General features: G+C 61.7%; 16 protein-coding genes. 13 read left to right on the top strand and 3 right to left on the bottom strand.

Annotated features, from left to right (window positions below; translation table 11 throughout):
- The 11 genes from BMZ79_RS34295 to BMZ79_RS16050 all read left to right on the top strand — a co-directional run.
- Window positions 1-393 (top strand): hypothetical protein (locus BMZ79_RS34295; RefSeq protein ID WP_218154699.1); only part of this gene is annotated, 393 nt, incomplete at its 5' end.
- A gap of 131 nt (window positions 394-524) precedes the next feature.
- A complete protein-coding gene (locus BMZ79_RS16095) occupies window positions 525-1,181 on the top strand; it encodes a BofC C-terminal domain-containing protein (RefSeq protein WP_177222166.1) in 657 nt (218 codons plus the stop codon).
- Between the two features lie 190 nt (window positions 1,182-1,371).
- Window positions 1,372-1,875 carry a crossover junction endodeoxyribonuclease RuvC gene (ruvC, locus tag BMZ79_RS16090; protein WP_090641666.1) on the top strand — a complete coding sequence of 168 codons (504 nt, stop codon included), beginning with the start codon at window positions 1,372-1,374 and terminating at the stop codon, window positions 1,873-1,875.
- A complete protein-coding gene (gene ruvA / locus BMZ79_RS16085; protein WP_090641665.1) occupies window positions 1,872-2,504 on the top strand; it encodes a Holliday junction branch migration protein RuvA in 633 nt (210 codons plus the stop codon). Before ruvC ends, ruvA begins: the two co-directional genes overlap by 4 nt.
- Before the next feature lie 17 nt (window positions 2,505-2,521).
- The gene (gene ruvB / locus BMZ79_RS16080) at window positions 2,522-3,577 is read left to right on the top strand and encodes a Holliday junction branch migration DNA helicase RuvB (protein WP_090641664.1); all 1,056 of its coding nucleotides are present in this window, start codon (window positions 2,522-2,524) and stop codon (window positions 3,575-3,577) included.
- Window positions 3,577-4,023 (top strand): thiol-disulfide oxidoreductase DCC family protein, encoded by a 447-nt coding sequence (locus tag BMZ79_RS16075; RefSeq protein ID WP_090641662.1) that lies wholly within the window; start codon window positions 3,577-3,579, stop codon window positions 4,021-4,023. Before ruvB ends, BMZ79_RS16075 begins: the two co-directional genes overlap by 1 nt.
- Before the next feature lie 24 nt (window positions 4,024-4,047).
- Window positions 4,048-6,219, top strand: a complete 2,172-nt coding sequence (locus BMZ79_RS16070; protein WP_256252777.1) for a SpoIID/LytB domain-containing protein — start codon at window positions 4,048-4,050, stop codon at window positions 6,217-6,219.
- Window positions 6,220-6,229: 10 nt separating this feature from the next.
- Window positions 6,230-7,276: a tRNA preQ1(34) S-adenosylmethionine ribosyltransferase-isomerase QueA gene (gene queA / locus BMZ79_RS16065; RefSeq protein WP_090641661.1), complete on the top strand. Its 1,047-nt coding sequence runs from the start codon at window positions 6,230-6,232 to the stop codon at window positions 7,274-7,276.
- Between the two features lie 23 nt (window positions 7,277-7,299).
- The gene (gene tgt / locus BMZ79_RS16060) at window positions 7,300-8,436 is read left to right on the top strand and encodes a tRNA guanosine(34) transglycosylase Tgt (RefSeq protein WP_090642141.1); all 1,137 of its coding nucleotides are present in this window, start codon (window positions 7,300-7,302) and stop codon (window positions 8,434-8,436) included.
- Window positions 8,437-8,454: 18 nt separating this feature from the next.
- Window positions 8,455-8,790 (top strand): preprotein translocase subunit YajC, encoded by a 336-nt coding sequence (gene yajC / locus BMZ79_RS16055; RefSeq protein WP_090641660.1) that lies wholly within the window; start codon window positions 8,455-8,457, stop codon window positions 8,788-8,790.
- A 135-nt stretch (window positions 8,791-8,925) separates the two neighbouring features.
- Complete coding sequence (locus BMZ79_RS16050) at window positions 8,926-9,789, top strand: DUF421 domain-containing protein (protein WP_090641659.1); 864 nt, start codon at window positions 8,926-8,928, stop codon at window positions 9,787-9,789.
- A 117-nt stretch (window positions 9,790-9,906) separates the two neighbouring features.
- Here BMZ79_RS16050 and BMZ79_RS16045 read toward each other — a convergent pair whose 3' ends face one another.
- Together BMZ79_RS16045 and BMZ79_RS16040 are read right to left on the bottom strand one after the other, a co-directional pair.
- Window positions 9,907-10,767 (bottom strand): phosphatase PAP2 family protein, encoded by an 861-nt coding sequence (locus BMZ79_RS16045; RefSeq protein WP_090641658.1) that lies wholly within the window; start codon window positions 10,765-10,767, stop codon window positions 9,907-9,909.
- Window positions 10,768-10,888: 121 nt separating this feature from the next.
- Window positions 10,889-11,290: a TIGR04086 family membrane protein gene (locus tag BMZ79_RS16040; protein WP_090641656.1), complete on the bottom strand. Its 402-nt coding sequence runs from the start codon at window positions 11,288-11,290 to the stop codon at window positions 10,889-10,891.
- A gap of 199 nt (window positions 11,291-11,489) precedes the next feature.
- Here BMZ79_RS16040 and BMZ79_RS16035 point away from each other — a divergent pair, with 199 nt between their 5' ends.
- Window positions 11,490-12,224 carry a YetF domain-containing protein gene (locus tag BMZ79_RS16035; protein ID WP_090641655.1) on the top strand — a complete coding sequence of 245 codons (735 nt, stop codon included), beginning with the start codon at window positions 11,490-11,492 and terminating at the stop codon, window positions 12,222-12,224.
- Window positions 12,225-12,331: 107 nt separating this feature from the next.
- Here the strand turns inward: BMZ79_RS16035 and spoVB are convergent, their stop codons facing one another.
- A complete protein-coding gene (spoVB, locus tag BMZ79_RS16030; RefSeq protein ID WP_090641654.1) occupies window positions 12,332-13,942 on the bottom strand; it encodes a stage V sporulation protein B in 1,611 nt (536 codons plus the stop codon).
- Window positions 13,943-14,102: 160 nt separating this feature from the next.
- On the opposite strand from spoVB, the gene BMZ79_RS16025 reads away from it, so the two are divergent.
- The gene (locus BMZ79_RS16025) at window positions 14,103-14,363 is read left to right on the top strand and encodes a post-transcriptional regulator (protein ID WP_256252776.1); all 261 of its coding nucleotides are present in this window, start codon (window positions 14,103-14,105) and stop codon (window positions 14,361-14,363) included.
- The last annotated feature ends 57 nt before the right edge of the window (window positions 14,364-14,420 follow it).

The following is a 14,420-nucleotide window of genomic DNA, read 5'->3' as shown; positions in this document are numbered from 1 at the left end:
GGCATGCCGTCGATGGTATCGCCGGAGAGCATGGGTCCGATGGGCGGCTACGGCTTCAATCCGTCGGTCGTCTCGCCGGCAAGCATGGGTCCGATGGGCGGTTACGGCTACTACAATCCGTCCATGGTGTCGCCTGCCGGCACGGCGCCGTACAGCTACGGCTACATGGGAGGCGGTCAAGTGTCGCCCGTCAGCACGAGCGGCAACAATAAACCGTGCAACTGCGGCCCGCGGGACGAAGACGAATTCGAAGCGCCGGAAGAGCCCTTCGAATCCGTGAACGCCAAAGTCAGCAAGGCGCCGGGCCGGAAGCCGGCCAAAAAGGCCGTCGTCCGCCAGAAAAGCAGCTTTAAGCCGAAGCGCCGCGACAGCTTGCCTTGGATCAACCGCTAGGCCCGAAGGAACGCGCCCCGTCCGCATCGATGGCCGATGCGGACGGGGTTTTACTTATGCGCCGGGCGCGCATGCATATTTCGCCAATGCATAAGCCAAACTAACAAAAAAGGCAAATGGGGGGAACCCATATGATGACATTCAACGTGTGGCGCAAAGTCAAACAGAAGCTGAGGCGCGGCCGCCGGCCCATGTGGCAGCTGGCCTGCTTCTGGCTAGCGGCCGGCCTGCTCGCGCTTTCCGGCCCGCAGGCCGGTTCGGCGGCCGCGGAGCCGGGCGCTCCCGCGGCGGCGGCCGAGCCGGACGACGGCAGCCGGAGCGTCATCGGGGCGCTGTCCGACATGCGGGCGACGGTCACGGTCAAGCTTCGCCGGGTCTACATCTGCGGCGAAGAATCGGAAACGATCGGCAGCCTGAGCTCCGCCGACGCGCTGCGCATGATGAAGCAGCATCCGGAATGGACGGCGATGCTGGACGAGCAGGGCGCCGTCGTGATGGAGCAGCGGATCGACGATCTATCGGATGCGTGCAAGCGCAGCGCTTATTTCGGATTGGACAAGCTGGGCCGCTTGTCGCTGTTCGACGGCGAGCCGAAGAAGGAGAAGGTGATGCGCACGTTCTTCCAGCTGGACGTCAATTACATGGAGAGCAGCCTGCCGCGCGAGCGGATCGACGAGCTGGTCAAAGGCATCCGCGTGACGGACAAGGACGACTTCAACAGCGTCCTGTCGACTTTCAGCGACTATGCGGTGGAGCGCACCGAGAAAGTCATGAAGCGCACGTTGTAGCGCCGATTCCGGCGCCAAACGCGAACATCGAAGGACGGTCGCCCCGGGCGGCCGTCCTTTCGCTTTTTCCGCCGGCGGCGGGAGGGACAAAACGCGTGTTCTCATTCGACCCATCATTTGATATAATGAGAGGAAGCCATTATTAGCTATTGCGTCAATTATATCGGGTGGCTCGGGGAGAGAAGAAGCTTTGCGGGTGCTAGGCATTGATCCGGGAATCGCCATCGTGGGCTTCGGATTCATCGACAAAATCGGGAGCAAGCTCGTTCCCGTGCAATACGGCTGCATCACGACGGAAGCGAAGACGCCGCAAGAAGAGCGCCTGAAACAGGTGTACGAGTCCGCCTGCGCGCTCATGGACCGCTACAAGCCGGACACCGTCGCGGTGGAGAAGCTGTTCTTCAATCGAAACGTCACGACGGCGTTTTCGGTCGGCCAGGCGAGGGGCGTCATTATTTTGGCGGCGGCGCAGCGCGGTCTTCCGGTGGCGGAATACACGCCGCTGCAGGTGAAGCAGGCCATCGTCGGCTACGGCAAGGCGGAGAAGCGGCAGGTGCAGGAGATGGTGCGGATGTTTCTGAAGCTGAGCGCCATTCCGAAGCCGGACGACGTCGCGGACGCGCTGGCGGTAGCCATTTGCCATGCGCATTCGGCGGTTCTGGTCAACAAAATCAACGAGGTGAACCGCTCATGATCGATTACGTAAAAGGGCGGGTCGTCCATCTGGACACGGAATTCGTGGTGGTGGACGTTCGGGATATCGGCTATCAAATTTTCGCGCCGAATCCGTACGCGTTCGCGAAGAGCGACGAGCCCGTCACGATTTATACGCATCATCACGTCCGCGAGGACGCGACGCTGCTGTTCGGTTTCGCGACTCGCGACGAGCAAGCGATGTTCCGCAAGCTGCTGGACGTGTCCGGCATCGGTCCCCGCGTGGCGCTCGGCATTCTGGCCGGCGGGAAGCCGGAGACGATCGCGGCGGCGATCCAGCAGGAGAACCTGACGTTCCTGACGAAGCTGCCGGGCATCGGACGGAAGACCGCGCAGCGCATGGTGCTGGATTTGAAGGACAAGCTGGACGCGATTCCGGGCGGCTTCCGCTTCGCGGCGGCGGGCGTCGCGCCCGAAGACCCCGGGACCGGCGCGGCGGAGGCGCAAGGCGGCAAGAATTGGCGCGAGGCGCGCGAAGCGCTGATGACGCTGGGCTACACGGCGGGGGAGCTCGACCGCGCCTGGCAGGCGATGCAGTCGTCGGACGCGCCGGACGAATCGGTCGACGCGCTGATGAAGCGGGCGCTGCAGCAATTGTTTAAAGGCTAGGAGGAGGGGCGAGGCGAATGGACGAGAGGATAATTTCCGCCAACCTCATGATGGACGACCAGGCGGTGGAGCTTAGTTTGCGTCCCCGCTACTTGTCCGAATATATCGGTCAGTCCCAAGTTAAGGACAATTTGAAAGTATTCATCGAGGCGGCGAAGTTCCGCAAGGAGGCGCTCGACCACGTGCTGCTGTACGGCCCGCCGGGCCTCGGCAAGACGACGCTGTCGAACATCATCGCGAACGAGCTCGGCGTCAACCTGCGCACCACGAGCGGACCCGCGATCGAGCGGCCGGGCGACCTGGCCGCCTTGCTGACGAACCTGCAGGAAGGCGACGTGCTGTTCATCGACGAGATTCACCGGCTCCACCGCTCGGTGGAAGAAGTGCTGTACCCGGCGATGGAGGACTTTGCCCTCGACATCATGATCGGCAAGGGGCCGAGCGCCCGCTCCGTGCGACTGGAGCTGCCGCCGTTCACGCTGATCGGCGCGACGACGCGCGCGGGCCTCTTGTCCGCGCCGCTGCGCGACCGCTTCGGCGTCGTCAGCCGGCTGGAGTTCTATACGACCGACGAGCTGGCGTATATCGTGTCGCGCGCGTCGGAGATCCTCGGCGTCCGCGTCATCGGCGAGGCGGCCCAGGAGATCGCGATGCGTGCCCGCGGAACGCCGCGGATCGCGAACCGGCTGCTGAAGCGGGTGCGCGATTTCGCCCAAGTCCGCGGCGACGGCATCGTCACGCACGAACTGGCCCGTACCGCGATGGGACTCATTCAAGTGGATCCGCTCGGGCTCGACAGCATCGACCATAAGATGCTGCGGGCGATGATCTCGATCTATCGGGGCGGTCCCGTCGGGCTCGACACGATCGCGGCGACGATCGGCGAAGAAGGCCAGACGATCGAGGACGTTTACGAGCCGTATTTGATGCAGATCGGCTTCCTGCAGCGGACGCCGCGCGGCCGGATGGCAACGCCGCTCGCGTACCGCCATTTGGGCTTGCCGGTCCCTGAGGAGGCCGCCGCGTCCGGCGACGCGGCGGAAGCGGAGGAAGAAGGAGGCGGCTTCGTCTAATGGGCTCTAGAAGGAAACAAGCTGAAGAGGAGAGGCGGGAGAAGCTGATCGTCCTCTACGACGGAACGTGCAATTTGTGCTTGGCCAGCGTCCGCCGTTTGAAGGAGCTTCAATCGACCGCGATTTTGCGGTTCATTCCGGTCCAATCGCTCGAGGACACGTACGAAACGATTCCCGAGCTTTCAGCTGTAACCGAAGATCAGCTTCTGACGAAAATGCATGTCGTGGAAATGGACGGCACCGTGCATGCCGGGGCGGCCGGCGTCGTTCGCATCCTGCGGACGGTGCGCGGCTGGAGATGGCTCGCGCCGCTGTACCGGGTGCCGGGGCTGCGCGGCGTGGCCGATTTGCTTTACCGGATCATCGCGGGCAGGCGCTACGAATGGTTCGGCAGGTCCGACGAGAGCTGCCACGAAGGCGTCTGCGCGCTGCCCAAACGGGATTAAGCCATTAGGAGGACAAGAAAGCCGATGAGAGGCGAACACGTGCAACTCGACGGGAGGCGGAGAACGAAGCGGCGGCTGGCGGCGATGCCGCAGGCGAAGCGGACGCTGGCGGCCATCGCGGCCGGCGCGATCGCGCTGTCCGTGTGGACCTCCCACCCGTCCCAAGGCGCCGCCGTACCGGCGCTGGATACGATCCGAGTCGGCATTTTTCTCAATACGAGCAAATACAGCCTCAGCACGGCCGCGGCGACGTTCGGCTCGGCCGGCGCGCTGGCGGTCGGCGTGCGGACCCCGTCCGACGTCGTTCCGCTGTTTCAGACGGGCGCCGGCGAATCCGTCCGGATCACGCTGGACGATTATAAGCCGCTGCTGTTGGAAACGACGGATTACTTGAAGGCGCTGAACGTCATGAAACGGCTGAAGGCGCTCGGCGCGTCCGGCTTCATGACGGCGGCTGCCGGGTCCGGCGGCAAGCTGTACCGCATCCTGGAGGGCTCCTACGCGACGGCCGCGCTGGCCGGCGCCGCGGGCGACAAGTGGATGAAGGACGGGACGATCGCCGGTTACGCCGGCACGTCCAAGAAAGCCGGCTTGACCGGGCCGCTGCACCTGGACACGGGCGCGAAGTACGCTTCCCAGAGCGAAGCGGCCGCCGCCGCGCAGAAGCTGAACGACGCCGGCGTCGACGCGTACGCTGCGCTGAAGCAGACGGGAACGGCCGCCGGTTTCTACACCGTGCTGGTCGGCGCCGCGGCGGACCAGACCGCCTTGGCCGCGGTCAAATCGCTGGCGCAGCAAGCCGGCGCGGGAGGAACTTTGAGCCCGACGGACGCCAAGTCGTCGTATTTCCTCATCCGCGACGATTACACGACGGCGGATTCGGCCTCGAAGCCGGCCGTGCCGCTGATCGGCGTGCCGGCTACCGGCGCGAAGCTGTGGCTGGACTCGGCGGCGGCGGGCGGCATAAAGCTGACGGAGCGGTATAACCGCAGCTATCGCGGCGCGTTCGAAGTCAGCGGCCAAAGCGGCAAGCTGGCCGTCATCAACGAGCTGCCGTTCGAGCAGTACATCTATTCCGTCGTCGGCGGCGAGATGCCGGCGTCCTGGCCGGCGGAAGCGCTCAAAGCCCAAGCGATCGCGGCGCGTACATACGCCCTGTACCAGGGCTTCGGCTTTCAAATCGCGCACGTCGTGGATACGACGCTCAGCCAGGCCTATGGCGGCATCGGCGCGGAGAAGCCGACGACGATCGCCGCGGTCGACGCGACCAAAGGCGAAGTGGCGACGTACGAGGGCAACGTGATCAATACCGTATTCTCGTCCAGCGCGGGCGGCTTCACGGCGGACGCGCAGGAGATCTGGGGCAGCAGCGTCGATTATTTGAAGAGCGTCGAAAGCCCGGACGCCTCCTCGGAGAAGGGCTTGTACAAATGGTACCGCGTCGTGCTGCCGAACAGCCTCGTCGGGTACATCCGCGAGGATCTGCTCGAGGACACGGGCCAGAAATCCGCGGGCGGACAAGCCGTGCTGCGCGCGAAGACCGACGGGACGAAGGTCCGTCCGATTCCGCTCGTGCAGGACAACGTGGCGGTCGTGGACACGGTGAACCGCGGCACGCTCGTCGTGCAGTTGGAGAAGGTGACCCAGTCCAACGAAATGTCGTGGGTGCGCGGCACGTATTCCGCGGCCGAGCTGCTCAAGCTGACGCAGGGCAAGCTGAGCAAGCCGATCAGCGGCCCGATCCGGACGCTGGAAATCGGCAAGGAGGGCCCGTCCGGACGCCCGACCGAAATCTTGGCCAACGGACAAGCCGTCTCGGTCAAGACGCCGGACGCGTTCCGTTCCGCCTTCGGAAGCTTGCCGAGCACCCTGTTCACGATCGACGAAACCGCGCGGATGACGATCGCCGGCGCCGGCGGAGCCACGCGCGAACGCCCCGCGGACAGCGGCGAGATCTATACGGTCGGCGCCGACCGTCAGACGCAGGAGCTCAAGGCCGCCAACTTCTTCATCCTAAACGGCGACGGCACGGTCCGGGCCGCGACGAAGGACCCTTCGTTCCGGTTCGTCGGTTCCGGCAACGGCCACGGCGTCGGGCTTTCGCAGTACGGCGCGCGCGGATTGGCAGAACTTGGGTATGACTACAAATATATTATGCAATACTACTATAAAGACGCGAAGATCGTGAAGGAATGACAAGGACCCCATGAATGTAAACGAATTTGATTTTGAGCTGCCGGAGCGCCTGATCGCGCAAACGCCGCTGGCCGACCGCACGTCGTCCCGGCTGCTGACGCTGAACAAGGCGACCGGCGACATCGGGCACGAGCGCTTCACCAAGCTGGCCGAGCTGTTGAACCCCGGCGATACGCTGATCTTGAACGATACCCGCGTCATGCCGGCCCGGCTGCTCGGCGTCAAAGCCGACACCGGCGCGAAGGTCGAGCTGCTTCTCCTGAAGCAGCTGGAAGGCGACCGCTGGGAGACGCTGGCGAAGCCCGGCAAGCGGCTGAGGGCCGGCGTTAAGCTGAACTTCGGGGACGCCGGCGAGGGCCGGCCGCTGCTGGAAGCCGAAATCGTGGCGGAAGGCGAGCAGGGCGCGCGAATCGTGGAATTCCGGTACGAAGGCATTTTCAACGAGCTGCTGGACCGGCTCGGGGAGATGCCGCTGCCGCCGTATATCAAGGAACGGTTGGACGATCGCGAGCGTTACCAGACGGTATACGCGAAGCATGAAGGCTCCGCCGCCGCGCCGACCGCCGGCCTGCATTTCACGAAGGAATTCCTGGACGAGCTGGCGCGCAAAGGCGTGCGGATCGGCTATATCACGCTGCACGTCGGGCTTGGCACGTTTCGGCCGATGTCGGTCGATACGGTCGAGGAGCATACGATGCATGCCGAATATTACGAGTTGAGCGAGGAGACGGCGGCGATGCTGCGCGAAGCGAAGGCCGGCGGCGGGCGAATCGTCGCGGTCGGCACGACTTCGGCCAGAACGCTTGAAACCGTTGCCGCCCGTTATGCGTATGAAGAGTTACGGGCTTGCAGCGGCTGGACCGACATCTTCATTTTCCCGGGGTACGAATTCAAGCTCGTGGACGCGCTGCTGACGAATTTCCACCTGCCGAAGTCGACGCTCGTGATGCTCGTCAGCGCCTTGGCCGGACGTTCGGCGATCATGCGGGCGTACAAGGAAGCCGTCGACCGGGAGTACCGGTTCTTCAGCTTCGGCGACGCCATGTTTATTTACTAGCAATTGCGGAAAGAGGCAGAAGCATAGTGGCAATTACTTACGAATTATTGAAAACCTGCAAGCAAACGGGCGCGCGGCTCGGCCGCGTGCATACGCCGCACGGCGTCATCGAGACGCCGACGTTCATGCCGGTCGGCACGCAGGCGACCGTCAAGACGGTCAGCCCGGAAGAGCTGAAGACGCTCGACGCCCACATTATCCTCAGCAACACGTACCACCTGTTCGTCCGGCCCGGTCACGAGATCGTCCGCAAGGCCGGCGGACTCCACAAGTTCATGAACTGGGACCGTCCGATTTTGACGGACAGCGGGGGCTTCCAAGTGTTCAGCTTGAGCGAGATGCGCAAGATCAAGGAAGAAGGCGTGGAATTCCGCAACCATCTGAACGGGGATAAAATGTTCATCTCTCCGGAGAAAGCGATGGAGATCCAAAACGCGCTCGGACCAGACATCATGATGGCGTTTGACGAATGCGCGCCTTATCCGGCCGAATACGACTACGTCAAGCAATCGATGGAACGGACGACCCGCTGGGCCGAGCGCTGCCTGGCGGCCCATGCGCGCCCGCACGACCAGGCGTTGTTCGCGATCGTGCAGGGCGGCATGTACGAGGATCTGCGCCGCCAAAGCGCGACCGAATTGACTTCCCTGGATTTTCCGGGGTATGCTATTGGGGGCCTCAGCGTAGGCGAACCGAAGGATCTGATGTATCGGATGCTGGAATGCACGGTTCCGCTGCTGCCGGCCAACAAGCCCCGGTACTTGATGGGCGTCGGCTCGCCGGACGCGCTGCTGGACGGCGCGATTCGCGGCGTGGACATGTTCGACTGCGTCCTGCCGACCCGGATCGCGCGCAACGGCACGACGATGACCAGCTCCGGCCGGCTCGTGATCCGCAACGCCAAGTTCGCGGAAGACTTCGGTCCGCTCGATCCCGAATGCAGCTGCTACACGTGCACGAATTACTCGCGCGCCTATCTTCGCCATCTCATCAAGGCGGACGAAACGTTCGGCATTCGCCTGACGACGATTCATAACCTGCACTTCCTGCTGGAGCTCATGCGGGGCGTCCGCCAAGCGATCATGGACGACCGGCTGCTCGATTTCCGGAACGCGTTTTTTGACAAATACGGCTTGAACGAGAACGGCAAAGGATTTTAACGAAAGGGGTGAAATGAAATGTCAGGAGCTGCATCCTTAATTCCGTTCATTCTGATGTTCGCGGTGTTCTACTTCCTGCTGATTCGTCCGCAGCAGTGCAAGTCGAAGCAGCGGAACCTCATGCTCGGCGGAATCAAAAAGGGCGATAAAATCGTCACGATCGGCGGCATGCACGGCACGATCCTGGAGCTGACCGACGACACGGTCGTGCTTCGCGTGAACGATGCCACGAAGATTACCTTCGATCGCAGCGCGATCAACACGGTCGTCTCCTCGAGCGCGGCCGTGACCGCGGCGCCGGCGACGGCACCGGCCATGGTGAAGGAAGAGAAATCGGAAGACATCAAAGGCTAATACGAAGGAACCAGGCGGCGCTCGCGAGCGCCGCTTTTTTTATTGCCCGCCGGTCCCGGCCGGAAGGGCTCATAGTTTCCAGCAATCGCGCGAATACTATAACGACGATAACGGGATCGAGGAGTGAAACAATCCATGTACCAATGGGTGGAAATCATCCTGCGCACGTTGTCTGCGGTCGTCTTCCTGCTGCTGCTGACGAAGGTGCTCGGCAAACGGCAGGTGACGGAGCTGTCCGTCTTCGAGTACATTACCGGCATTACGATCGGTAACCTCGCGGGCTACGTGTCCTTGGAAGCGGAAAATACGTGGTATCTGGGCATGATTTCGCTGGCGGTGTGGGCAGCCGTGTCGCTCGCCATCGAATTGTTGCAAATGAAGAGCAAAAAGGCGCGGGATTGGATCGACGGCCAGCCGACGGTGCTGATCCAGAACGGTAAGATTTTGGAGGGCAACCTGAAGAAAGAACGCGTTACGACGGACGAGCTGATGGAAAGCCTGCGCCGGAAGGACGTGTTCAAGCCGGCCGACGTCGAGTTCGCCGTCATGGAAGTGAGCGGCGCCATTAACGTCATGCTGAAGGCGGAGAATCAGCCGGTTACGCCGAAGACGCTCGGCCTTCGCGTGCAGCCGGAGCATGAGCCGCAGGTCGTCATCATGGACGGCAAGATCCTGCCGGATCCGCTCCGGTCATCCGGCTACAACGAGGTTTGGCTGAAAAAGGAATTAAAGAAGTCGGACGTCAAGATCGAGGACGTCTTTCTGGCGCAAATCGACGACAACGGCTCGCTGTACTTCGATCTCTTCGACGATAAGGCGAAGCTGCCGAAAAACCCGAACGGCCAAGCCGGACTGCTCGCGGCGCTCAAGAAATGCGAAGCGGATATGGAGATGTACGGCCTGCTGTCGGGGGACGACAAGGAGAAGGTGCAGTACGCGGCTTGCGCGAAGCAGTTGCAGAAGCTCATCGACGACGTGCGGCCGCTGATTTACCAATGACCGCGTAAGTACAAAAAGACCGCCGCAGGGGGCCGAAGCCCCGCCGCAGCGGTCTTTGTCATGAAAGGCACGTTGTTGAAACGGTAGGGATCATGCAAGCCCAAGCCGATCTGCCGCTTACTTGGCGTCCTCCCGCAGGTAGCTGACCGGCGAAGGCGGAACGACCGTCCCCCGGCGTCCGCGCAGCGACCATGTCGCCTTGCTGAGCCGGATGCCCATGAACGAGGCGAATGTCGCGAGCGCCAGGCCCCCGCACATGTCGATGAGCCAATGGATGCCGAGGTAGAAGATCGCGAAGATGATGACCGCGGCGCTAATGCCGCAAAACCATGCCCAGCGTTTGATCCCGGAATTCGCGGCCAGAATCGCCAACGTCACGGATATCGACGTGTGCAGGCTCGGGAAGCAGTTGTTCAAGCCCGACAAGGCGCGATATTGGTGCTCGAAGTTCGGAAACACCTGCAGCATCAGGAAGCTGACGTTCGGATCGTGGTACCAAACCTCGCTGACCGGAAAGAACAAGTAGAACGGGATCGCGACCGCGTAGTTGATCATGATCGCGTAGCAGGTTGCGTAGAACATCCTTTTATCCGGGCTTCGCAAGGTATAGATGCCGACGGATGCGATCAGCAGCGCCTGAAAGACGACGACGTACATGAACGCGAGGAACGGCGTCAGCCAGTCGTGCTGGAACGCATGCTGAAAGTTCGCGACGAAGCTGCCTTCGATCGATTGAAAAAAGCCGGCGAAATCATGCGTGTTCGACATGCCCTTTTCGATGCGAAGTTCGAACTTGTTGCAGAACAGGATCAAAATCAAAAGCACGAAATGCGCGTTATATTTACGGTTGAACAGGTTCTCCTTCAGGAACAATCCGGCGACTTTAAACGGATTGGCCGCGGCCCCGTACCAGATAAGAACGACGACGGTCAGCGCCGTGTAAATGGCGACCGTCGTCATATTGTTGAACAAAGTCATGATTCTAATAATCCCCCTAAGGCGTTGCGTCGTTACGATCCGATTTAGTATAACACATTCCGCGGGGATGATTACAATCGCGAAATGCGCGGGCTCGGGCCGCAACCGGGGCGCTCGGCGGTCAGGAACGCTTCGTGTTGACGCCGATCATGCCGCCGAAAGAGCCGCACAGGAGCGTTTCGAGCATCATCGTCAGCGTCTTGCCGCTGAAGCCGGTATTGCTGGCCAGAAAGCCGATCAGCAAAATAAGGATGCCGTAGACCAAGCCCAGCACGCCGCCGTAATACCAACCCCGCTGCCTGGAACGCCGGGCCGAGACGAATCCGCCGGCCAAGGCGGAGCAGCCGTGCACGAACAGGCTGTACGTCGGCAGCTCGCTCTCCTGCATGCTGCCCCAACGCAGCATCATCGAGAGCAGCAATGCCCCGGCGGCCAGCCATATGGCCGCATAGAGGATGCCGGAAAGCAGCGGCGAGGACATGTGCACTTTCGGAACGTTTTTCATCGCGGTTATCGGTTTCATCCGAGATCTCCCTCCATCTTCGCTTCTTGTCCAATTACTACAACATATGGTCAAGCCGGGAGGAATAGTACAGGCGAAAACGCCGTTTCGGGGCAGGCCGCGGCGCGAACGGATTCCATAATTTCGAATCGCCCCCTTCGTATGTCGGGATGACCATCCGGTGACAATAGTTGTACCTTACGCTGGGAGGGCGGTCCTTATGGAATACTGGAGTCTGTTGTTCCGTACGCTTCTCATTTATTTGGTCGTGTTCATCATCATGCGGCTGATGGGAAAGCGGGAAATCGGCAAGCTGTCGGTGTTCGATCTGGTCATCTCCGTCATGATCGCGGAAATCGCCGTTTTCGTGATCGAGGACACGAAGCGTCCCATCTTGGACGGGATATTTCCCATGGCCATCCTGCTCGTGGTCCAAATCGGAATCGCGCTCGTCTCGCTGAAATTCCGCCGCATGCGCACCTTGATCGACGGCGAACCGACGATCATCGTCGAGCGCGGCAAGCTGAATCGCGAGGCGATGCGCAAACAGCGTTACAATTTGGACGACCTGCTGCTGCAATTCCGCGAGAATAAGACGAACATCGCCGACGTCGAGTTCGCGATTCTCGAATCCACGGGCAAGCTGTCCATCATTCAGAAGGACAAAGCGACCGACCCGTCTTCGGCCGGAGAAGAAGAGACGGGGAACCGGGAAGAGCCGCTGCCCAAGACGTTTCCGCGCAACTATCGGTTCGAGAATTTGCCCGTGCCGTTGATCATGGACGGCAAGATTCAGAAGCATAACCTGGAAATGCTCGAGAAAGACCGCTTCTGGCTCAACAATCAGCTCCGGCAGCGCGGCATCGTCGACGCGAAGCAAGTGTTCCTGTGCACGATCGACCACCGGGGAAAACTGTTCGTCGACCTGAAGCACAGGGGCAAACCGACCCCGTAGACGAATCGCAGCAAAGCCGCAACGCATCCGAAGCCGGCAGCGAAAACCGCATGTTCGTATTGATTCCGATACAAGCGAAAGCACCGGCAAGGGAGCCGGTGCTTTCGTCATGTCCGGAACCAGCGTCCGATGAGCGGCAGCCTCGCGGCATCGGACCGGTCGATGATGCGCAGCGCGACCATCAGGACGAGGTAGACGACGACGCCGGCGGCGCAGGCGGCGACCAGGTTCAGCCATAAGGCCGGCAGCGTCCGGAGATTCATGACCCACAGCGCCGCGGCGCCCATGATCAGCATCGCCGCCCCCACCTTCAGGAAGTCGAGCCACTTCATGCGGAAGCCGACGAACCGCATCACGCTGATCCAGTGGAGCACCGTGACGAGCACGATGTTGATGTTGATCGCGATCAATGCGCCGTAGATGCCGAGCTCCGGCATCGAGGCAAGCTTCAAGATGAGCACGAGCTTCACGACGGCGCCGATGAACGTGTTCGTGAGCGCGGTCGTCGGCTTATCCAGCGCCTGCAGCGCAGCCTGCAGCGGAGCCTGCAAATAGATGAACAGCCCGACCGGGGCGATCCACTTGAGCATGGGCGCGATTTCGGCGTGATTGTAAAGCACGCGGCAGATGGGTTCGGCGAAGAGGAGCATGACGACGATGAAGGGGGCGCCGGTCACGAGCGCGAGGCGCATCGATTGGTGCAGCCGGATATGGATCGTCTTCTTGTCGCCCTTCGCCGCGGCTTCCGACAGCGACGGCACGAGGGAGACGGCAAGGGAATAGGTGAGCGCGGTCGGCAGGAGCAGGATCGGGATGATCATGCCCTGCAGCGCGCCGTATTGCGCCGTCGCGGCGCCCGTGGCGATGCCGGCCATCAGGAGCGCGCGGGCGGTAAAGATGGATTCCAGCAGGTACGAGAACGAACCGATCATGCGGCTGGCCGTCACCGGAACGGACAGGCTGACGAGGCGGCGCATGACGGGGATGCGTTCCGCGGACGCCCGTCCCCCGTAAGCGGGCTTGCGAACGTCCGGCGGGGATGCCTGCTCGTCCGAGGGCGAGGAAGCCGGAGCCGCCGTCCTCCTTCTCCGCTCGCGGGCGTAATGGAGCAGCAGCACGGCGAAGCCGGCCACCTCGCCCGCGACCACGCCGAGCATCGCGCCCGCCGCGCCCCAAGCCAGGCCGAGCGGCAGGAGCCACTTCGCGAACAAGAGCGCGAAAATGATGCGAATGACCGTTTCCATCGTTTGCGACAGCGCGGTCGGAATCATGTTCTGCTTGCCCTGGAAGTAGCCGCGGTAGACGGAAGAGACGCCGATGATCAGCAGCAGCGGACTCATCATCCGGAACGTCTGGAATACGCGCGGGTCGGTCATCAGATGGGTCGTGATCCACGGCGTCAGCCAGACGAACAGCGCGGTCAGCGCGGCCGCGAGCATCAGCGTAAGCGCCATGGCCGAGCGGAAGATCTGCTTGACGCGCCGGGCGTCGCCCTGGGATTCCGCTTCGGCGATCCATTTGGCGACCGCGAGCGGGATGCCGCCCGTGATCAGCGTCAACAGCACGATCAGAAACGGATAGCCGAGCTGGTAGATGCCTACGCCTTCGGGACCGATAATGCGGGGCAGCGCGATTCGCGGCACGAAGGCGAGGATCCGGTTAACGATGCCGGCGGCAAGCAGAATCAAGGCGCCCTTAATGAACGTTTGCTTGGTCAATGCGTTCCTCTCCCTCTACCGTGAACATGTCCTATCTCCATGTTTATGCGCGGCATGTCCGCTTCCATGCAGTCAATTTTCGGCGCGCGGGCGTTTTTGCAGGAATGTCGGAAGGGGACGGCGAATGAGTAGAGCAAACAGCAGGCAAGGAGGTCGTGGAATGGAGACGGATGACAGGCCGATGACGGAGGAAGAGTGGGTCGCGACCATCGAATACTTATGCAACAGCAAGGCGGAGGAGTTTCACCTGTTCGGATACGAGCACGTGTCCGGCGAGGAGATTTGGCTCTGCGTCAGCGAGAAGTACGGCAAGACGGGACAGCCGGCCAAACACCAGGTCGTCAATGACATACTATCGTTAAAAGTGACGAAGTTCATGAACTTTATGACGCTCAGCGCGTTTAAAGGAACCCATTTTTAACGGATGGGCTCTTTTTTTTGACTCGTTTTTAAGCCATCGTTATAATAGGACTATTGA

It is taken from the genome of Paenibacillus sp. UNC496MF, from assembly GCF_900113915.1.
GTDB classification, from domain to species: Bacteria; Bacillota; Bacilli; order Paenibacillales; family Paenibacillaceae; genus Paenibacillus_Z; species Paenibacillus_Z artemisiicola.
This window is presented reverse-complemented; position numbering and strand designations above follow the sequence as displayed.

Bases quoted from the DNA above. Each gene is read 5' to 3' on its own strand.
- BMZ79_RS16095 (WP_177222166.1), top strand. From the start codon at position 525: ATGATGACATTCAACGTGTGGCGCAAAGTCAAACAGAAGCTGAGGCGC.
- yajC (WP_090641660.1), top strand. From the start codon at position 8,455: ATGTCAGGAGCTGCATCCTTAATTCCGTTCATTCTGATGTTCGCGGTG.
- ruvA (WP_090641665.1), top strand. From the start codon at position 1,872: ATGATCGATTACGTAAAAGGGCGGGTCGTCCATCTGGACACGGAATTC.
- BMZ79_RS16035 (WP_090641655.1), top strand. From the start codon at position 11,490: ATGGAATACTGGAGTCTGTTGTTCCGTACGCTTCTCATTTATTTGGTC.
- BMZ79_RS16050 (WP_090641659.1), top strand. From the start codon at position 8,926: ATGTACCAATGGGTGGAAATCATCCTGCGCACGTTGTCTGCGGTCGTC.
- queA (WP_090641661.1), top strand. From the start codon at position 6,230: ATGAATGTAAACGAATTTGATTTTGAGCTGCCGGAGCGCCTGATCGCG.
- BMZ79_RS16025 (WP_256252776.1), top strand. From the start codon at position 14,103: ATGGAGACGGATGACAGGCCGATGACGGAGGAAGAGTGGGTCGCGACC.
- ruvB (WP_090641664.1), top strand. From the start codon at position 2,522: ATGGACGAGAGGATAATTTCCGCCAACCTCATGATGGACGACCAGGCG.
- BMZ79_RS16075 (WP_090641662.1), top strand. From the start codon at position 3,577: ATGGGCTCTAGAAGGAAACAAGCTGAAGAGGAGAGGCGGGAGAAGCTG.
- BMZ79_RS16045 (WP_090641658.1), bottom strand. From the start codon at position 10,767: ATGACTTTGTTCAACAATATGACGACGGTCGCCATTTACACGGCGCTG.
- BMZ79_RS16070 (WP_256252777.1), top strand. From the start codon at position 4,048: ATGAGAGGCGAACACGTGCAACTCGACGGGAGGCGGAGAACGAAGCGG.
- BMZ79_RS16040 (WP_090641656.1), bottom strand. From the start codon at position 11,290: ATGAAACCGATAACCGCGATGAAAAACGTTCCGAAAGTGCACATGTCC.